Source organism: Streptomyces sp. NPDC017979, from assembly GCF_044328175.1.
Lineage (GTDB): Bacteria > Actinomycetota > Actinomycetes > Streptomycetales > Streptomycetaceae > Streptomyces.
Map to the genome: position 1 here is coordinate 225342 of NZ_JBIRGU010000003.1, position 15460 is coordinate 240801.

Below are 15460 nucleotides of genomic sequence, written 5' to 3' on the forward strand. Positions count from 1 at the left end.
GGCCGGGGCCTTCCCATGCCCGGAGGGCGAAACGACGCCCCGCCAGGGGCGTCCAACGTTGCGGAACCCACGAGCGCCCGCGCGCCGCGCAACCCAGCGCCGCGGTGTCTCACGAGCTGCCCTGCCGAAGGCCACTGGCGCGGCAAAACGCCTGGGCTGACCGAGCTTGGAAGAGGCTCGGTCAGCCCAGGCGAGGCCCGTCAGGGGGCGGCTGCGTCAGGTGGTGGACGCGTCCAGGACGGGGAGGTGCTGGAAGGGCTCGCGGGTCATCGTGTTGGTGACCTTCAGGTGCGGGTGCGCCTGGGCCATGCGCCACGCCACGGACGTCGCGTTCGTGTCGCACACGAAGACGTACTGCGTCTCCTCAAGAAGGAGCTGCGGCACCGCCTCCCGCTCCGCGATCTTCGCGAGGATCCGCGGCCGCAGCACCCGGTACCCGCGCTGGAACACCTTCTTGTGGAAGCCGTGCGCGACCTTGTTGTGGGCGCGCTTGGCGACCTGCACCGCGAACTCGGGGCCCATCTTGTCGCGCTGGTTGTGCGCGATCCGGTCCGCCCTGCGCAGCACCGCCCGCGGTGCGCGGTAGACGACGAAGCGCTCACCGCGCGGGATGACGAGCTTCTGCTCCCACGCCTCGATGTTGTGCACCACGACCCGCTCGTCGAGCTGGGTGCGCGTCCACGCGCCCTCCCTGGCGGTGACCAGGTCGACCGTGACGCCCCGCTCGGCGAGGTAGTTCACGAAGCTCGACACCCGGCGCGGCCGGCCCGGGGTGAGGGCGAGCACGACCACCCGGCCCGGGTCAGCGGCGTCCGCGGCTTCCGTGGACGCGGACTCGACGGGCTCGGCCGAAGCGGAGCCCGAGGCCGCCGCCGCAGTCGCGGAGGCCGCCGAAGCAACCGCCTCCACCACCGGCGGATCCGGCTCGATCTCGCCGGCGCGGTCCTCGTAGACCTCGATCAGCCGGTCGCGGATCACCCCGCGGCTGAACCGCGCGTGCAGCTCCTGCCGCGCCTTCTCCAGGTCCAGCTCGTGGAACCGCTCCCGCAGACCCCAGTAGGCGTCCACTATCACCTGCGGGTCGTCGCTCACCTCCATGAGCGCGCCCGCCAGGTGGTCAATGCCGTCCAGCGACTCCTCGGGGCCGTTGCAGCGGGTCACGAGGACGGGCAGGCCCGCCGCGTTCGCCTCGACGACGGTCATGCCGAAGGTCTCGGCATGGCTCGCGTGCACCAGCAGGTCGTACTGGTGCATCAGCGCGTTGACCTCCTCCGGCGGCACGGCCGGCAGGATCGTGAAGCGGTCGCTGAGCCCCAGCTCCTCCGCCCGCTCCAGCAGGTCCGCCTTCAGGGGGCCCGAGCCGACCATGGTCAGCGTGGCCTCGGGCTCCTTCTCCGCGACCTGCGCGAAGGCTTCGAAGAGGGTGGTGACGCCCTTGAGCGGGATCAGTCGGCCCAGGTAGAGCCACTTGAGCAGCTTCTCCGACGGCTGGGCGTCGGCGCTGAACTGCTCGAAGTTGATCACGTTGGGGACGACCCGGATCTTCCCCTCGTACTGCGGGAACTCCCGGACGACCTGGTCCCGCAGATGGCGGCTGACGCACATGAACTCGTCGGCGCGCTCCAGCACCTCCGCGTACAGCTTGCGGCTGGCGGGCTGGCGGAAGATCTTCTCCAGGAAGCTGGAGTGCTCCGTGACCACGAGCCGTGCGTCCGGCCGGCCGAGGCGCGTCGCCAGGTAGCCGCCGTAGATGCCGGTGTGGGCGTGGATCAGCGGCGCCTCGATGCGTCCCGTCGGCAGCGCCTTGCGCAGCGCCGCCTCCTGGAGGGTCACCCAGGTCGCGTAGTGCCGGCGGGTGGTCAGCGGTACGGGGACGCGGGTGACCCGGCCCTCCGGGACGTCCAGCACCGGGATCAGTTCGGGCCGGTCCTGGAACCGGTCGGCGGTGATCCGGATGGCGTCTTCGAGGAGGGCGTCCGCGCTGCCCGCCCAGTCCTCCGTGTGCAGGATCGACACCCGGCCGAAGTGGTCGGCGACGGACTCCGCGGCGGCCTGCACGAAGGACCCCGCGAAGGGGTTGTTCGGCGAGGGGTACCAGGGCGTGACGATCGCCAGGTCGGCCGGCTCGGTGCCGCGGCCCGCGGAGTCGTACGGCTCCAGTTGGAACGGCAGCTTGTTGCGCCGGCGCAGCGCGGCCCAGGCCACCGGGAGCGACTGCGCGTCGCCCGCGATCAGCAGCTCGGCGTCCTTGAGCGGACCCTTGCGGGCCAGCACCAGGTTTCGTGCGGCGCGCCACACGGAACCCTTCTTGTTCTCCTTGACCTTGATGACCCGGACGCCGGACAGCTCCGGCAGGTCGGCCCACTCGTCGACGTCGGGGATCACCAGGACGACGCTGCGGCCCTCGGCGACCAGCCGCTCGACGTGCGCGCGGTTGCCCCGCACCCGGTACTTGCCGAGCGCGAGGTACAGCACGTGCTTGCCCGCGGTCGTGGTGCTCATCGACGGCCCTCCACCAGCTTGCGCATACGCTGTTCCAACGGTCCCAGGGTCGCCGCCCGGGTGTACGAGTGGGCGTGCTTCACGGCCAGCTCGTGCTGCGTCCGGTCCATGCTCCGCGCGGCCTCGGCCGCGGCGATGAAGGACTTCGCGACGGCCTCGCCGTTCAGCTCCTCGCCGCGGAACCAGTGCGGGTAGCCGTCGAGGACCTCGGTGGCCGCGATGTCGGGCCGGTGCGCCGAGACGATCGGCTTGCCGGACGCCATGTACTCGAAGATCTTGCCCGAGGTGACGTAGCGGGCGCCGGGCACGCAGAAGACGAGCGCGTCGGTCTCCGCGTACACGGCCTTCGCCTCGGCCTTGCCGAAGGCGCCGTGGTAGCGCACGCCGATGTTCTCCTCCAGCGGCAGCCGCTCCATCAGGGGCGCCCGGTCGTTGGGGAAGAATCCCAGGTGACCGTGGATGTTCAGCTCCGCGTCCCGCAGCAGCGGGTGGGCGCGGGCGATCCGCCAGCCCTCGAAGAGGTCTTCCAGCGGCAGGTACGAGGTGACGGTGCCCAGGTAGCCGAAGCGCAGCGGGCGGTCCGGGTCCGGCGGGGTGAAGGCGCTGTCGCCGAGGAGCTCGGGCTCCCAGCCGTTGGGCACCACGGTCATCCGCTCGGCGGCGTACGGGTAGCGGTCGATGTGCCACTGCCGCATGCCGTCGTTCACGAAGACGATCTCGGAGGCGTCGCGGAGGACCTTCTCCTCCCACTCGAACGCCTTGCTGTCCTCCTTGAACTTCAACTGTTCGGTGAACTGGTTGAAGGTCCAGGCGTCGCGGTAGTCGACCACGTACGGGATCTTCAGCAGCTTGCTGAGCATCCGCGCGGCGGCGAAGGAGCAGAAAGGGTTCCCCGTGGCGAGGATGACGTCGAACTTGTCCTTGAAATGCGCCTTGACGGCCTCGGAGATGACGCCGGGGATCCAGGAGAGGTAGTGCTCGGGGAACACCTTGTCCTGGAAGAGTTTGTAAAGGCTGCCGGCCACGGTGGGAAAGTTCCGGCGCAGCTTCCCGAATTGGCGGATGTCCCGTTCCCACGCGTAATACGTCATGCGCGGGCGGACCACCTTGACCCGGGGGTCGACGGTCTCTTCCAGCGACGGATCGCAGGCGTCGTGGAGGTACGTCTCGAAGAATTCGCGCGGGGCGGTGTGGACGGTGACGTCCCACCCCGCCTCGGCCAGGTGGTTCGCCGTGGCGCGACCGCGGAAGACCCCGCTCGCTCGGCTGGGCGGGAAGAAGAACGCGAGATAGAGAACGCGCGGTGGGCGTCCGCGTGACCCGAGCGGCATGACGGTGGGATGACCCTTCCTCAAGACAAAACGGAATCCATGGTAGCGGGGGAGTCCGCGCGGACCGCTCGGCGAGGGCCCCGTCCCGGCACCCCGTGCGTGACCGCTGCAGACGGCAATCGATCGGGGGATCGGCCGCCCGACGGGCCATGTGCGGTGGGGGCTGGTCCAGTTGAGTATACGCGGGGTGCCGGAACTCGCCCTGGACGCAACGGTTCGTACCAGCCACTGTGACCCGGGCCATCTCACGGAAAAGGATCACGCGAAGGCCGTAAGGGAGCCGTAAGAGAGGGGGAAGGGCGCGAGAAGCGGACGTGAAGGGAAGGGGCGGTGGAGAAGTGGGGGAGCGGACGGGAGGAAGAAACGGAAGGGTGCGGGAAGTAGCGGGAAGGAGGGCGGGTCAGGGAGGGGCGGTGGAGACGGCGGGGCCAGCGGGGCCCGCCGGTCGGGCGGCCCGCGCTTTCCTGCGTCGGCCCGGCGTGTCGCATGCGCCCGCTGGATGCACCCGTCGCGTACGCACGCCTCGTGCACCTGCGCCGTACACCGGTCTCGCGCACCTCGCCGACGTGCGCCTTGTGCCGTACGCCGCCCCCGGGCCCGCCGCCTCCGTGCTGCGCCGCGCCCCCGGGCTCAGGCCGAGCGCTCGGTGAGCTCGCCGTCCTTCTCCTCGTACGCCTCGCCCGTCTGCGGGCACTCCCAGACCCCGGGCTCGCCGTCCCGCTCCGCCAGGCGCACGCCCGCGCGGCCGACCCAGCCGATCCGCCGGGCGGGCACGCCGACGACGAGGGCGAAGTCCGGCACGTCCTTGGTGACCACGGCGCCCGCGGCGACCATCGCCCAGCGGCCGATCTCCAGCGGGGCCACGCAGACCGCGCGGGCGCCGATGGAGGCGCCGTCGGCGATCTTCACGCCCACGGCCTGCCAGTCGCCGCCGCGCTTCTGCCGGCCGTCGGGGTCGACGGAGCGCGGGTTGTGGTCGTTGGTGAGGACCACCGCGGGGCCGATGAAGACGCCGTCGCCCAGTTCGGCCGGCTCGTACACCAGGGCGTAGTTCTGGAGCTTGCAGTTGTCGCCCATGCGCACGCCGGTCCCGACGTACGCCCCGCGGCCGACCACGCAGCCCTCGCCGAGCCGGGCGCCCTCACGGATCTGGGCGAGCTCCCAGACGCTGCTGCCGGCGCCGATCTCGGCGGTTTCGTCGACCTGGGCGGAGGGCTGGACCCTGTAGTTCACTGTGCTGCCTTCCGGGGAACGCGGACGCGCGGGCGTAACGGGTGGGGAAAGGTGAGCTGCCGGCGGGTGGCGACGGCGTCGCTCAGGCGAGCGAGCATACGCGCCGGGCCCGGTTTGACCCCTCCCGCGGGCGCCCCGTAACCTTGACCGTCGGCGTGTCTGTACGCACGCCAGCTCCTGAGCACCTTCCTCCGGTGGCCGCCCCCGGCCGCCGCCCGGAGAGGCCGCTCATCCATTCCGGACGGTCGCGGGCCCCGGCCCGTGCGAACGGCTGGCATCAGGGGCTTCCGTTCCGAGCGAGAGTGAGTTCCGCGTGTACGCCATCGTGCGCAGCGGTGGTCGCCAGCACAAGGTTGCTGTCGGCGACATCGTCGAGGTTGACAAGATTTCCACCGCCCTGGTTGGCGACACGGTAGAGCTCTCTACCCTGCTCGTTGTCGACGGCGACGCCGTGACCAGCGACCCGTGGGTGCTGGCCGGCATCAAGGTCCAGGCCGAGGTCGTGGACCACCACAAGGGCGCCAAGATCGACATCCTGCGGTACAAGAACAAGACCGGTTACCGCCGTCGCCAGGGCCACCGCCAGCAGTACACGGCGATCAAGGTCACCAGCATCCCCACGGCTGCGAAGTAAGGGACTGAGGAGAGATGGCACACAAGAAGGGCGCATCGTCCACCCGGAACGGTCGCGACTCCAACGCTCAGCGGCTCGGCGTGAAGCGCTTCGGCGGTCAGGTCGTGAACGCCGGTGAGATCCTGGTCCGCCAGCGCGGCACCCACTTCCACCCCGGCAAGGGCGTCGGCCGCGGCGGCGACGACACCCTGTTCGCGCTGCAGCCCGGTGCGGTCGAGTTCGGCCGTTTCCGTGGCCGCAAGGTCGTGAACATCGTTCCGGTCGCCTGATCCGATCTTTCTGATCGAGGCGCCGTAACACGGTTCTCTTCGCGAGGGCGGACCTCACTTCCCGTACCGGGCCCGGGCATCCGGAACCGGTACGGGAAGCGGGTCCGCCCTTCGCGTGTTAACGAGTAAGCAGATCCCGGCAGCGAGCGGTGCGACCGTCCCTGCCCCCGAAACCGGCAGTGACCCTGGAGGACATCCCATGACCACCTTCGTGGACCGCGTCGAGCTGCACGTCGCCGCGGGTAACGGAGGCCACGGCTGTGCCTCCGTCCACCGTGAGAAGTTCAAGCCGCTCGGCGGACCCGACGGCGGCAACGGCGGCCGCGGCGGCGACGTGATCCTCGTCGTCGACCAGTCCGTGACGACGCTGCTCGACTACCACCACAGCCCGCACCGCAAGGCCACCAACGGCCAGCCGGGCGAGGGCGGCAACCGCTCCGGCAAGGACGGCCAGGACCTGGTCCTGCCGGTGCCGGACGGCACGGTCGTGCTGGACGGGCAGGGGAACGTCCTCGCCGACCTCGTCGGCCACGGCACCACCTTCGTCGCCGGCCAGGGCGGTCGCGGCGGCCTCGGCAACGCGGCGCTCTCCTCCGCCCGCCGCAAGGCCCCCGGCTTCGCGCTGCTCGGCGAGCCCGGCGAGAGCCGCGACGTGGTGATGGAGCTGAAGACCGTCGCGGACGTGGCCCTCGTCGGCTACCCCTCGGCCGGGAAGTCCTCGCTGATCTCGGTGCTCTCCGCGGCCAAGCCGAAGATCGCGGACTACCCCTTCACCACCCTCGTGCCGAACCTCGGCGTGGTCACCGCCGGCTCCACCGTCTACACCGTCGCCGACGTCCCCGGGCTGATCCCCGGCGCCAGCCGCGGCAAGGGCCTCGGCCTGGAGTTCCTGCGGCACGTGGAGCGCTGTTCCGTGCTCGTGCACGTACTGGACACGGCGACCCTGGAGTCGGACCGCGACCCGCTCTCCGACCTCGACGTCATCGAGGAGGAGCTGCGGCAGTACGGCGGCCTCGACGACCGGCCGCGCCTGGTCGTGCTCAACAAGATCGACATCCCGGACGGCCAGGACCTCGCCGACCTGGTCCGCGCCGACCTCGAAGCCCGCGGCTACCAGGTCTTCGAGGTGTCCGCGGTGGCCCGCACGGGGCTGAAGGAGCTGTCGTACGCGCTCGCCGGCATCGTCGCCGAGGCGCGTGCCGCCAAGCCCAAGGAGGAGGCGACCCGGATCGTCATCCGTCCCAAGGCCGTGGACGACGCCGGCTTCACGGTCACCCGTGAGGACGGCGACCTGTACCGGGTGCGCGGCGAGAAGCCGGAGCGCTGGGTGCACCAGACCGACTTCAACAACGACGAGGCCGTCGGCTACCTCGCGGACCGGCTGGCCCGCCTCGGGGTGGAGGAGGAGCTGATGAAGGCCGGGGCCCGCGCGGGCGACGGCGTCGCCATCGGCCCCGAGGAGAACGCGGTCGTCTTCGACTGGGAGCCCACCGTCATGGCGGGCGCCGAGATGCTCGGCCGACGGGGCGAGGACCACCGCCTCGAAGCCCCCCGGCCGGCCGCGCAGCGGCGCCGGGACCGCGACGCGGAGCGGGACGAGGCCCAGCGCGCCTACGACGACTTCGACCCCTTCCAGTAGTCGACCGGTGGCCCACGAGGGCGCTGAGGAGGGGCGGACGACCACCGTCCCCCTCGGCGCCCGTCGGATGCCGAGCCCGTTCCGAGCCCGTTCCGTGACCGAGGCGTGAAAATTCCCTCACCCGGAACGGAAACTCTCGGTGGCCGACGAGCGTCTTACAATCAGGTCTCAAATCGTCGGCGGACGTTGTGATTCCGGGGTGCCGGCCGTGAGACAGTGCCGCTTCATCGCCCTGGAAACCGAACGGAGCCTTGATGAAGATCTCCTTCCTCATACACACGGTGTACGGCATCGGCGGCACCATCCGCACCACGGTGAACCTCGCCGAGGAGCTGGCCGTCCGGCATGAGGTGGAGATCGTCTCGGCGTTCCGGCACCGCGACGTCCCGTTGTTCCCGATCGACCCGCGCGTCAAGCTGTCGTACCTGGTCGACACCCGCCCCAAGTCGCCGACGTACGAGAAGGGGCACCCGGACCACCAGCAGCCCGCCGAGCACTTCCCCCGGCACGAGGCCCGCTACAAGGAGTACAGCAAGCTCACCGACGAGCGGGTGCGCGCGCACTACGCGGACTCGGACGCCGACGTCGTCATCGGCACCCGCCCCGGCCTCGTCGCCTACCTCGCCCAGTTCGCCCCTCAGAACGCGGTGCTCATCGGCCAGGAGCACATGACGTTCAACCACCACAAGGCGGCGCTGAAGGAGGAGCTGCGCCCGCACCTGGAGACGATGGACGCCTTCGTCACCGTCTCCGAGGGCGACGCCGCGGTCTGGCGCGAGCAGATGCCGCTGCCGGACACCCGCCTCCTGTGCATCCCGAACAGCGTCCCCGGGCCCCTCCTCGCCCCCGCCGACCTCTCCCAGAAGCTGATCGTCGCGGCCGGCCGGCTCTCCAAGGAGAAGCAGTACGACGTGCTGCTGAAGGCGTTCGCCAAGGTCGTCGCCGTCCACCCCGACTGGTCCCTGCGGATCTGCGGCTGGGGCCCCGACCGGGACCGCATCCGCCGCGTGCTGCACCGGCTGCGGCTGCACGACAGCGTCCAGCTGATGGGCCCGCGCTCGCCGATCGAGCCCGAGTGGGTCAAGGGCTCCATCGCCGTCTCCACCTCCCGCCAGGAGTCCTTCGGCATGACGCTCGTCGAGGCGATGCGCTGCGGACTGCCCCTGATCAGCACCGACTGCGACTACGGGCCGCGGGAGATCGTCAAGGACGGCGAGGACGGCCTGCTGGTCCCCGTCGGCGATGTCGCCGCCCTCGCCGCGTCCATGCTGAAGCTGATCGAGGACGAGTCCCTGCGCCGCACCATGGCCGAGGCCGCCCTGCGCAACTCCCGCCGCTACGACCCCGCCGCCGTGGCCAAGCAGTACGCGGACCTCTTCGCCGAACTCGGCGCCGGCTCCGCCCAGCGCAGCCGCTCCTTCCTCTCCTCGACCGCCGGCGCCCCGGACCCGTCCCCGACCCCGGTCGCGGACTGCGTAGCCGAGGCCGACGGCTCCCTGACCGTGACCGTCGTCTCGCCCGAGGCCGCCGCGCTCAAGCACCCCGGGCTCCAGCTCGTGTGGACGCACGCCGAGGGAGCGGCCGAGGAGCGGGCGTACCCCCTCGCGCCGAACGGCACCTCCGTCGTCCCGGCCGGCGAGGACTTCGCGGACGGCGTGTGGACGTGCCACACCGACAGCCCCCTCACCGGCCGCCGCACCGAGGTGATCGCCCGCTCCGTCGACCAGCGCGGCGCGATGAACGTCGCCGAGCGGATGCGCACCGACTGCGGCGTGCGCCACCTCGTTCCCTACCGCCAGCAGTTCGAACACCGGCTGGTGCTGCGCTCCTGGGTGCGTCCGGTGCACGTGGAGTCCGGCGACGTCACGATCCTGGAGCGCCGGCTGGGCACCGTCGTCGAACGTCGGTTGGCGCTGACCGGGCGGATCGTCGGGCCCGTGGAGCCCTCCGGCGAGCCCACGCTGGTGGTGCGCCGCGCGGGCACCGGCAGACCCTCGGCCACCGCAGACACGACTGCACCGGACGGCACCGGTGCCACTGATGCCACCGGCGGCACGGACGCCTCGGGCGACGAGATCACCTTCCACGGCACCCGCGAAGGCACCCGCGGCTTCTCGGCCGTCATCGACTGCGAGTCCGTCGCCGCCCTCCAGCGCAGCGGCGACGAGCAGTGGGAGCTGTGGCTCCGCTTCGCCCCGGACCACGAGCCGGTCCAGGTCGCCAGGCTCCTTGACGACGTAGTCCAGAAGAGTGATGTCCGCGTCTACCCCGAGGTGCTGGTGCACAAGCAGCGCCCCCTCCTCTTCGCCCGTCGCGTCATCCGCAAGCTGCGGCGACAGAACCAGCGCCTGGTCAAGCTGCGACTCGCCTTCGACGACACGAACCGCCTCGTGCTGCGGGTGCAGGATCGATGACCGGTCCCGCCGTGCTCAGCCCCGATCGTCACTCTCCGTGTGCCCCGGCTCCACGAGCCCTCCACGGAAATCTCGGCGTAGTTGTACACAGTGTGAAATCACAGTGTCCTCACAGTGTTTGCCGGGCCGTACTCACCTTGCGGGACGGTCACGCAGAGTGCGACCATCGCCCCGTTCCCCTCTTCCTCCTAGGTAGGTCTCCCTGTGTCCGCACCGCGTGAAGCCAAGCCCCGTACCACGGCAGTCGTGCTCGCGGGTGGCACCGGCCAAAGAGTGGGACTCGCGATCCCGAAGCAGCTTTTGAAGATCGCCGGCAAGGCCGTCATCGAGCACACCCTGTCGACCTTCGAGCAGGCCGACTCGGTCGACGAAGTGATCGTCCTGATGGCGCCGGGCTTCGTGCCGGACGTCGAGCGGATCGTCGCCAAGGCCGGCCTCACCAAGGTGCGCCGGGTCATCGAGGGCGGCGCGACCCGCAACGAGACCACCCGCCGCGCGATCGCCGCCCTCGGCGAGGGCCTCGCCGACGGCGAGGACCCGAACGTGCTCTTCCACGACGCCGTCCGCCCGCTGCTGTCCCAGCGCGTCATCCAGGACTGCGTCGACGCCCTCGACCGCTACCAGGCCGTGGACGTGGCCATCCCGTCCGCGGACACCATCATCGTCACCCGCACCCACGGCGAGGACGGCGAGTTCATCACCGACGTCCCGGACCGCTCCCGGCTCCGCCGCGGCCAGACCCCGCAGGCGTTCAAGCTGTCCACCATCCGCCGGGCGTACGAGGTCGCCGCCGGCGACCCGAACTTCCAGGCCACCGACGACTGCTCGGTGGTCCTGAAGTACCTGCCGGACGTCCCGATCCACGTCGTCGCCGGCGACGAGTACAACATGAAGGTCACCCAGCCGGTCGACGTCTTCATCGCGGACAAGCTCTTCCAGCTCGCCTCCACCGCCGCCCCCCGCCAGGCCGACGAGGCCGCCTACCGCGAGCTGCTCGACGGCCGCACCCTCGTCGTCTTCGGCGGCTCGTACGGCATCGGTGCCGACATCGCCGCGCTGGCCGAGAAGTACGGCGCCAAGGTGTACGCCCTCGGCAGGTCCACCACCGGCACCCACGTGGAGAACCCGGAGCACGTCGACGACGCCCTCTCCCGCGCCTACGCCGAGACCGGCCGCATCGACTACGTCATCAACACCGCGGGCGTGCTGCGCATCGGCAAGCTGGCCGAGACGGACAACAGCACCATCCAAGAGGCCCTCCAGGTCAACTACCTGGCCCCGGTCCAGATCGCCCGCGCCTCCTACAAGTACCTGGCGGAGACCCGGGGACAGCTCCTGCTGTACACCTCCTCCAGCTACACCCGCGGCCGCGCCGAGTACAGCCTGTACTCCTCCACCAAGGCCGCCATGGTGAACCTCACCCAGGCCCTAGCGGACGAGTGGGCCGCCGACGGCATCCGGGTCAACTGCGTCAACCCCGAGCGGACCGCGACCCCGATGCGCACCAAGGCGTTCGGCACCGAGCCCGCGGGCAGCCTGCTCTCCTCCGAGGCCGTCGCCCGGACCTCGCTCGACGTCCTGCTCTCGGAGCTGACCGGACACGTCATCGACGTCCGCCAGCAGGACCCGACCCGCGGCGCGAGCGAAGCGTCCGACTTCGAGCAGGCGCTCGCCGCGGTCCTCGATCGCGAGGGGGACGTGTGACGCCGTAGCCGCGTCCCCCTCCTCCCCCCGCCACCCCCGCCCGACCCCGGTCCTCCGCCTCATTTCGCTTGTGCTCGTGTGAGATCGACCCGCACCGTTTGGAGCAGGTTCCCCGTGATTTCGACCGTCATTCGTCTGGTACGCGTCGGCAGCAAGTCCGAGTTGGTCGCAGCGCTCCTCATCGGACTCGGCTACCCCGCCGCCCTGCTCGGTGCGCTCCTGCCGAGCATCCCGGTCTTCGTGGGAGCGGCCGCCGTGACCTACGCGGCGGACGCCTACCTGCACCAAAGAGGCAGTTATCTGATCAACCGCCTCAACAAGGTCCGGGTCGGCCTCCCGATCCGCTTCCTGCTGCGCCAGCTCCTGGTCGTGCTGCTGCTCGCCCGCGAAGGACTCGCCGAGACCTCGCTCTTCTACACCGCGGTCGCCGGCTTCCTCGTCTTCTACGGCCTCCAGGCCCCGCACGGCGCGCTGACCACCTTGATCCGGCTGCGCCGCACCCTGCCGGTGGTCACCCGCAACGTGGACCTGCACGGCGTCCGCATCCCGGACGCCCCGCCGCGGTCGCTGATGCGCCGCTCCGCGGAGAAGATGCTCCACCTCGACCTGCCCGCCATGGCCGGCGTCCTGGTCGCCGCCGCCACCGGCAGGTACCTCGTCGGATACGCCGGCGTCGCCCTGAGCGTCGCCCTCGGGCTGCTCTACACCGCGGTCCTGGTGCCCTGTCTGCGCAACCGCCGGGTGCCGCCCGCCGCCACCGTGCTGAAGGCCGTCAACACCTGGCTGCGCGAGTACCGCCCCACCGTCGTCCTGTACTTCTCCGGCGGCAGCGAGTCCGCGTACCAGGTCAACATGTGGCTGGAGACCATGGAGCAGGTCGACGGCCGCCCGCTGATCCTGATGCGGGAGCGCGAACTGGTGCCCAAGCTGAACGTGACCACCGTGCCGGTGCTCTGCGTCCCCGGCGGCACCCACACCATGAACCTGGACCTGGCCACGGTCCGCGTCGCGCTCTACCCCGCCAACGTCGGCAAGAACATCCACATGCTGCGCCAGCCCGGCATGAAGCACGTCTTCATCGGCCACGGCGACAGCGACAAGCTCGCCAGCGTCAACCCGTTCAGCAAGGCGTACGACGAGGTGTGGACGGCCGGCCGCGCCGGTCGCGACCGGTACGCCCTCGCGGACGTCGGCGTGCGGGACGAGGACATCGTCGAGGTCGGACGTCCCCAGCTCGCCCCCATCCAGACCTGGACGGGCACCCCGAAGAACCCCGTCCCGACCGTCCTGTACGCCCCCACCTGGGAGGGCTGGGACGACAACCCGGGCAACACCTCCCTGCTGCTCGCCGGCGAGAACATCGTCCGCCGGCTGCTGACCGCCGAACAGCCGGTCCGTCTCGTCTACAAGCCGCACCCCTTCACCGGCATCCGCAAGAAGGAGGCCAAGGCCGTCCACGAGCGCATCGTGGCCATGGTGAAGAAGGCCGCGGCCGAGCGCGGCACGGACCCGCGCTGGGCCGCCGAGGTCGCCGCGTCCGCGTCGGACCGGGAGAAGGCGCGCACGGAGCTGTCCGCCGTCGAGGCGGAGCTGGCCGCGCTGACCAAGCCGGGGCGCGCCGGCGGCGACGAGGCCGAGCAGTCCCGCGTCTCGCTGGCCGACCCGGTGAAGCTGGAGCGCATCGCGGCGCTGCGGGCCGCGTGGAACGACGCGTACTGGCGCTCGGTCGGCTGGTGGGAGCACCGGATCGTGACCGGCCCGGAGCCGCGGCTGTACGACTGCTTCAACGAGGCCGACGCCATGGTCTCCGACATCTCCAGCGTCGTGTCCGACTTCATGGCCAGCGGCAAGCCCTACGCCGTGACGGACTCCGCGGGCGTCGGCACCGAGGAGTTCCAGCGGCAGAACACCGCGGCGCGGGCCGCGGTCGTCCTCACCAACGGCGCGCAGGACCTGGACAAGCTGCTGGCCGCGGTCGGCTCCACGGAGCGGGACTCCCTGGCCGGCGCCCGTCGCGAGCTGAAGCAGTACCTCCTCGGGCCGGACCGCCCCACCTCGATGGAGCGCTTCAACGCGGCCGTACGGACGCTCCAGACCGTCGCCGAGGCCCGCAACCGGCGCGTGGAGCAGCGCATCGGCGAGCAGGCCGGCGCACCGCTGCTGCCGGGCACGGCCGCCCGTGCGCCGCACGGCACCGGCGGGGAGCGGGGCGAGGGCGCCGAGGGCAGCGACACCGACGAGACCAACGGCGCCGAGGCGCGGTTGGCGCGCTGAGGCGCGGTCGGGCGTAGGGACGGGCCCGGGGCCCGTGGGGATTCGTCCGCCACGGGCCCCGCGCCGTTCCTGCCGCGGCGCCCGGCACCGTTCTCGCCAGGGCCCCGCACCGTTCCCGTCGCGGGCCCGGGTCATTCCCGTCACGGCGCCCGGCCGTGTCCGGTCTTCGTCGCGCTGTGTCCAGCCGATGAAATGCCGGGGCACGGGGGCCGCGCCCTGGCATAGATTCGGGCTGTGACAGTGGCTAGACAGCAGGTAGTGCAGGCCCGCAGGATCGTCGTCAAGGTCGGTTCGTCCTCCCTGACCACCGCGTCGGGCGGACTCGACGCCGACCGGGTGGACGCCCTCGTCGACGTCCTCGCCAAGGTCCGCAGCGGCGGGGAGAAGGAGATCGTGCTGGTCTCCTCCGGGGCGATCGCCGCCGGGCTCGCCCCGCTCGGCCTCGCCCGCCGCCCCAAGGACCTGGCCCGGCAGCAGGCCGCCGCCAGCGTCGGCCAGGGGCTGCTGGTGGCCCGTTACACCGCGTCCTTCGCCCGGTACGGCGTACGCGTCGGCCAAGTGCTGCTCACCGGCGACGACACCAGCCGCCGGGCCCACTACCGCAACGCCTACCGGACCCTGGACCAGCTCCTGACCATGGGCGCGGTCCCGGTGATCAACGAGAACGACACCGTCGCCACGGACGAGATCCGGTTCGGCGACAACGATCGGCTCGCCGCCCTCGTCGCCCACCTCGTCCGCGCCGACCTGCTCGTCCTGCTGTCGGACGTGGACGGGCTCTACGACGGGGACCCGGCGAAGCCGGGCGCCACCCGCGTCGACGAGGTGCGCGGCCCCGCCGACATCGCGCACGTCCAGATCGGCAGCGCGGGCCGGGCGGGCGTCGGCACCGGCGGCATGGTCACCAAGGTGGAGGCGGCCCGGATCGCCTCCGCCGCCGGGGTGCCCGTCGTCCTCACCTCCGCCGTCAGCGTCGCGGACGCCCTCGCCGGCCGCGCCACCGGCACGTACTTCCACCGCACCGGCCGGCGCTCCGCCGACCGGCTGCTGTGGCTCGCACACGCCTCCACGCCGCGGGGCGCCCTGGTCCTGGACGACGGCGCGGTGCGGGCGGTCGTGGAGGGCCGCAAGTCGCTGCTGCCGGCCGGGATCGCCGCCGTCGAGGGCGAGTTCACCGCGGGCGACCCGGTCGAGCTGCGGGACGCGACGGGCCGCCCCGTGGCCCGGGGCCTGGTCAACTTCGACGCCAGGGAACTGCCCCGACTCCTCGGCCGCTCCACCCGCGACCTCGCACAGGAGCTCGGTCCGGCATACGAGAGAGAGGTCGTACACAGGGACGATCTGGTCGTCCTGCACCCCTGAATCGGCTGAAACTGCCGTCAACCAACAGGGACCTTTACTAAAACCGCCCCACGTCCCGTCCGGGACTGGTCAACTTTGTTGCGGGGGGTCGGACGGGG

Annotated in this window: 10 protein-coding genes; 7 read left to right on the top strand and 3 right to left on the bottom strand. The window is 71.3% G+C overall.

Features of this window, described 5'->3' with window-relative positions:
- Window positions 1–216: 216 nt before the first annotated feature.
- The 3 genes from ACH4E8_RS10565 to ACH4E8_RS10575 all read right to left on the bottom strand — a co-directional run bounded on the left by ACH4E8_RS10565 (window position 217) and on the right by ACH4E8_RS10575 (window position 5066).
- Window positions 217–2502: a glycosyltransferase gene (locus tag ACH4E8_RS10565; protein WP_398446444.1), complete on the bottom strand. Its 2286-nt coding sequence runs from the start codon at window positions 2500–2502 to the stop codon at window positions 217–219.
- Entirely contained in the window at window positions 2499–3833 is a 1335-nt protein-coding gene (locus tag ACH4E8_RS10570) for a glycosyltransferase (protein ID WP_398446446.1), read from the bottom strand. Before ACH4E8_RS10570 ends, ACH4E8_RS10565 begins: the two co-directional genes overlap by 4 nt.
- Window positions 3834–4463: 630 nt before the next feature.
- The gene (locus tag ACH4E8_RS10575; RefSeq protein WP_398446448.1) at window positions 4464–5066 is read right to left on the bottom strand and encodes an acyltransferase; all 603 of its coding nucleotides are present in this window, start codon (window positions 5064–5066) and stop codon (window positions 4464–4466) included.
- Window positions 5067–5379: 313 nt separating this feature from the next.
- Between ACH4E8_RS10575 and rplU the strand changes: the two genes are divergently transcribed.
- The 7 genes from rplU (at window position 5380) to proB (ending at window position 15362) form a co-directional block, all read left to right on the top strand.
- Window positions 5380–5700 (top strand): 50S ribosomal protein L21, encoded by a 321-nt coding sequence (rplU, locus tag ACH4E8_RS10580; RefSeq protein ID WP_361965498.1) that lies wholly within the window; start codon window positions 5380–5382, stop codon window positions 5698–5700.
- Between the two features lie 14 nt (window positions 5701–5714).
- Entirely contained in the window at window positions 5715–5969 is a 255-nt protein-coding gene (rpmA, locus tag ACH4E8_RS10585) for a 50S ribosomal protein L27 (RefSeq protein WP_361532186.1), read from the top strand.
- A 199-nt stretch (window positions 5970–6168) separates the two neighbouring features.
- Window positions 6169–7608, top strand: coding sequence for a GTPase ObgE (gene obgE, locus ACH4E8_RS10590; protein ID WP_398446450.1), 1440 nt, complete (start codon window positions 6169–6171; stop codon window positions 7606–7608).
- Between the two features lie 254 nt (window positions 7609–7862).
- Entirely contained in the window at window positions 7863–10022 is a 2160-nt protein-coding gene (locus ACH4E8_RS10595) for a glycosyltransferase family 4 protein (RefSeq protein WP_398446452.1), read from the top strand.
- A gap of 204 nt (window positions 10023–10226) precedes the next feature.
- Complete coding sequence (locus tag ACH4E8_RS10600; protein ID WP_398446454.1) at window positions 10227–11726, top strand: SDR family NAD(P)-dependent oxidoreductase; 1500 nt, start codon at window positions 10227–10229, stop codon at window positions 11724–11726.
- A gap of 114 nt (window positions 11727–11840) precedes the next feature.
- Entirely contained in the window at window positions 11841–14000 is a 2160-nt protein-coding gene (locus ACH4E8_RS10605; protein ID WP_398446456.1) for a hypothetical protein, read from the top strand.
- Window positions 14001–14234: 234 nt separating this feature from the next.
- A complete protein-coding gene (gene proB, locus ACH4E8_RS10610) occupies window positions 14235–15362 on the top strand; it encodes a glutamate 5-kinase (protein WP_398446458.1) in 1128 nt (375 codons plus the stop codon).
- Window positions 15363–15460: the final 98 nt, after the last annotated feature.

Coding starts and splice junctions, on each gene's coding strand:
- ACH4E8_RS10565 (WP_398446444.1), bottom strand. CDS start 2,502: ATGAGCACCACGACCGCGGGCAAGCACGTGCTGTACCTCGCGCTCGGC.
- ACH4E8_RS10570 (WP_398446446.1), bottom strand. CDS start 3,833: ATGCCGCTCGGGTCACGCGGACGCCCACCGCGCGTTCTCTATCTCGCG.
- rpmA (WP_361532186.1), top strand. CDS start 5,715: ATGGCACACAAGAAGGGCGCATCGTCCACCCGGAACGGTCGCGACTCC.
- obgE (WP_398446450.1), top strand. CDS start 6,169: ATGACCACCTTCGTGGACCGCGTCGAGCTGCACGTCGCCGCGGGTAAC.
- ACH4E8_RS10595 (WP_398446452.1), top strand. CDS start 7,863: ATGAAGATCTCCTTCCTCATACACACGGTGTACGGCATCGGCGGCACC.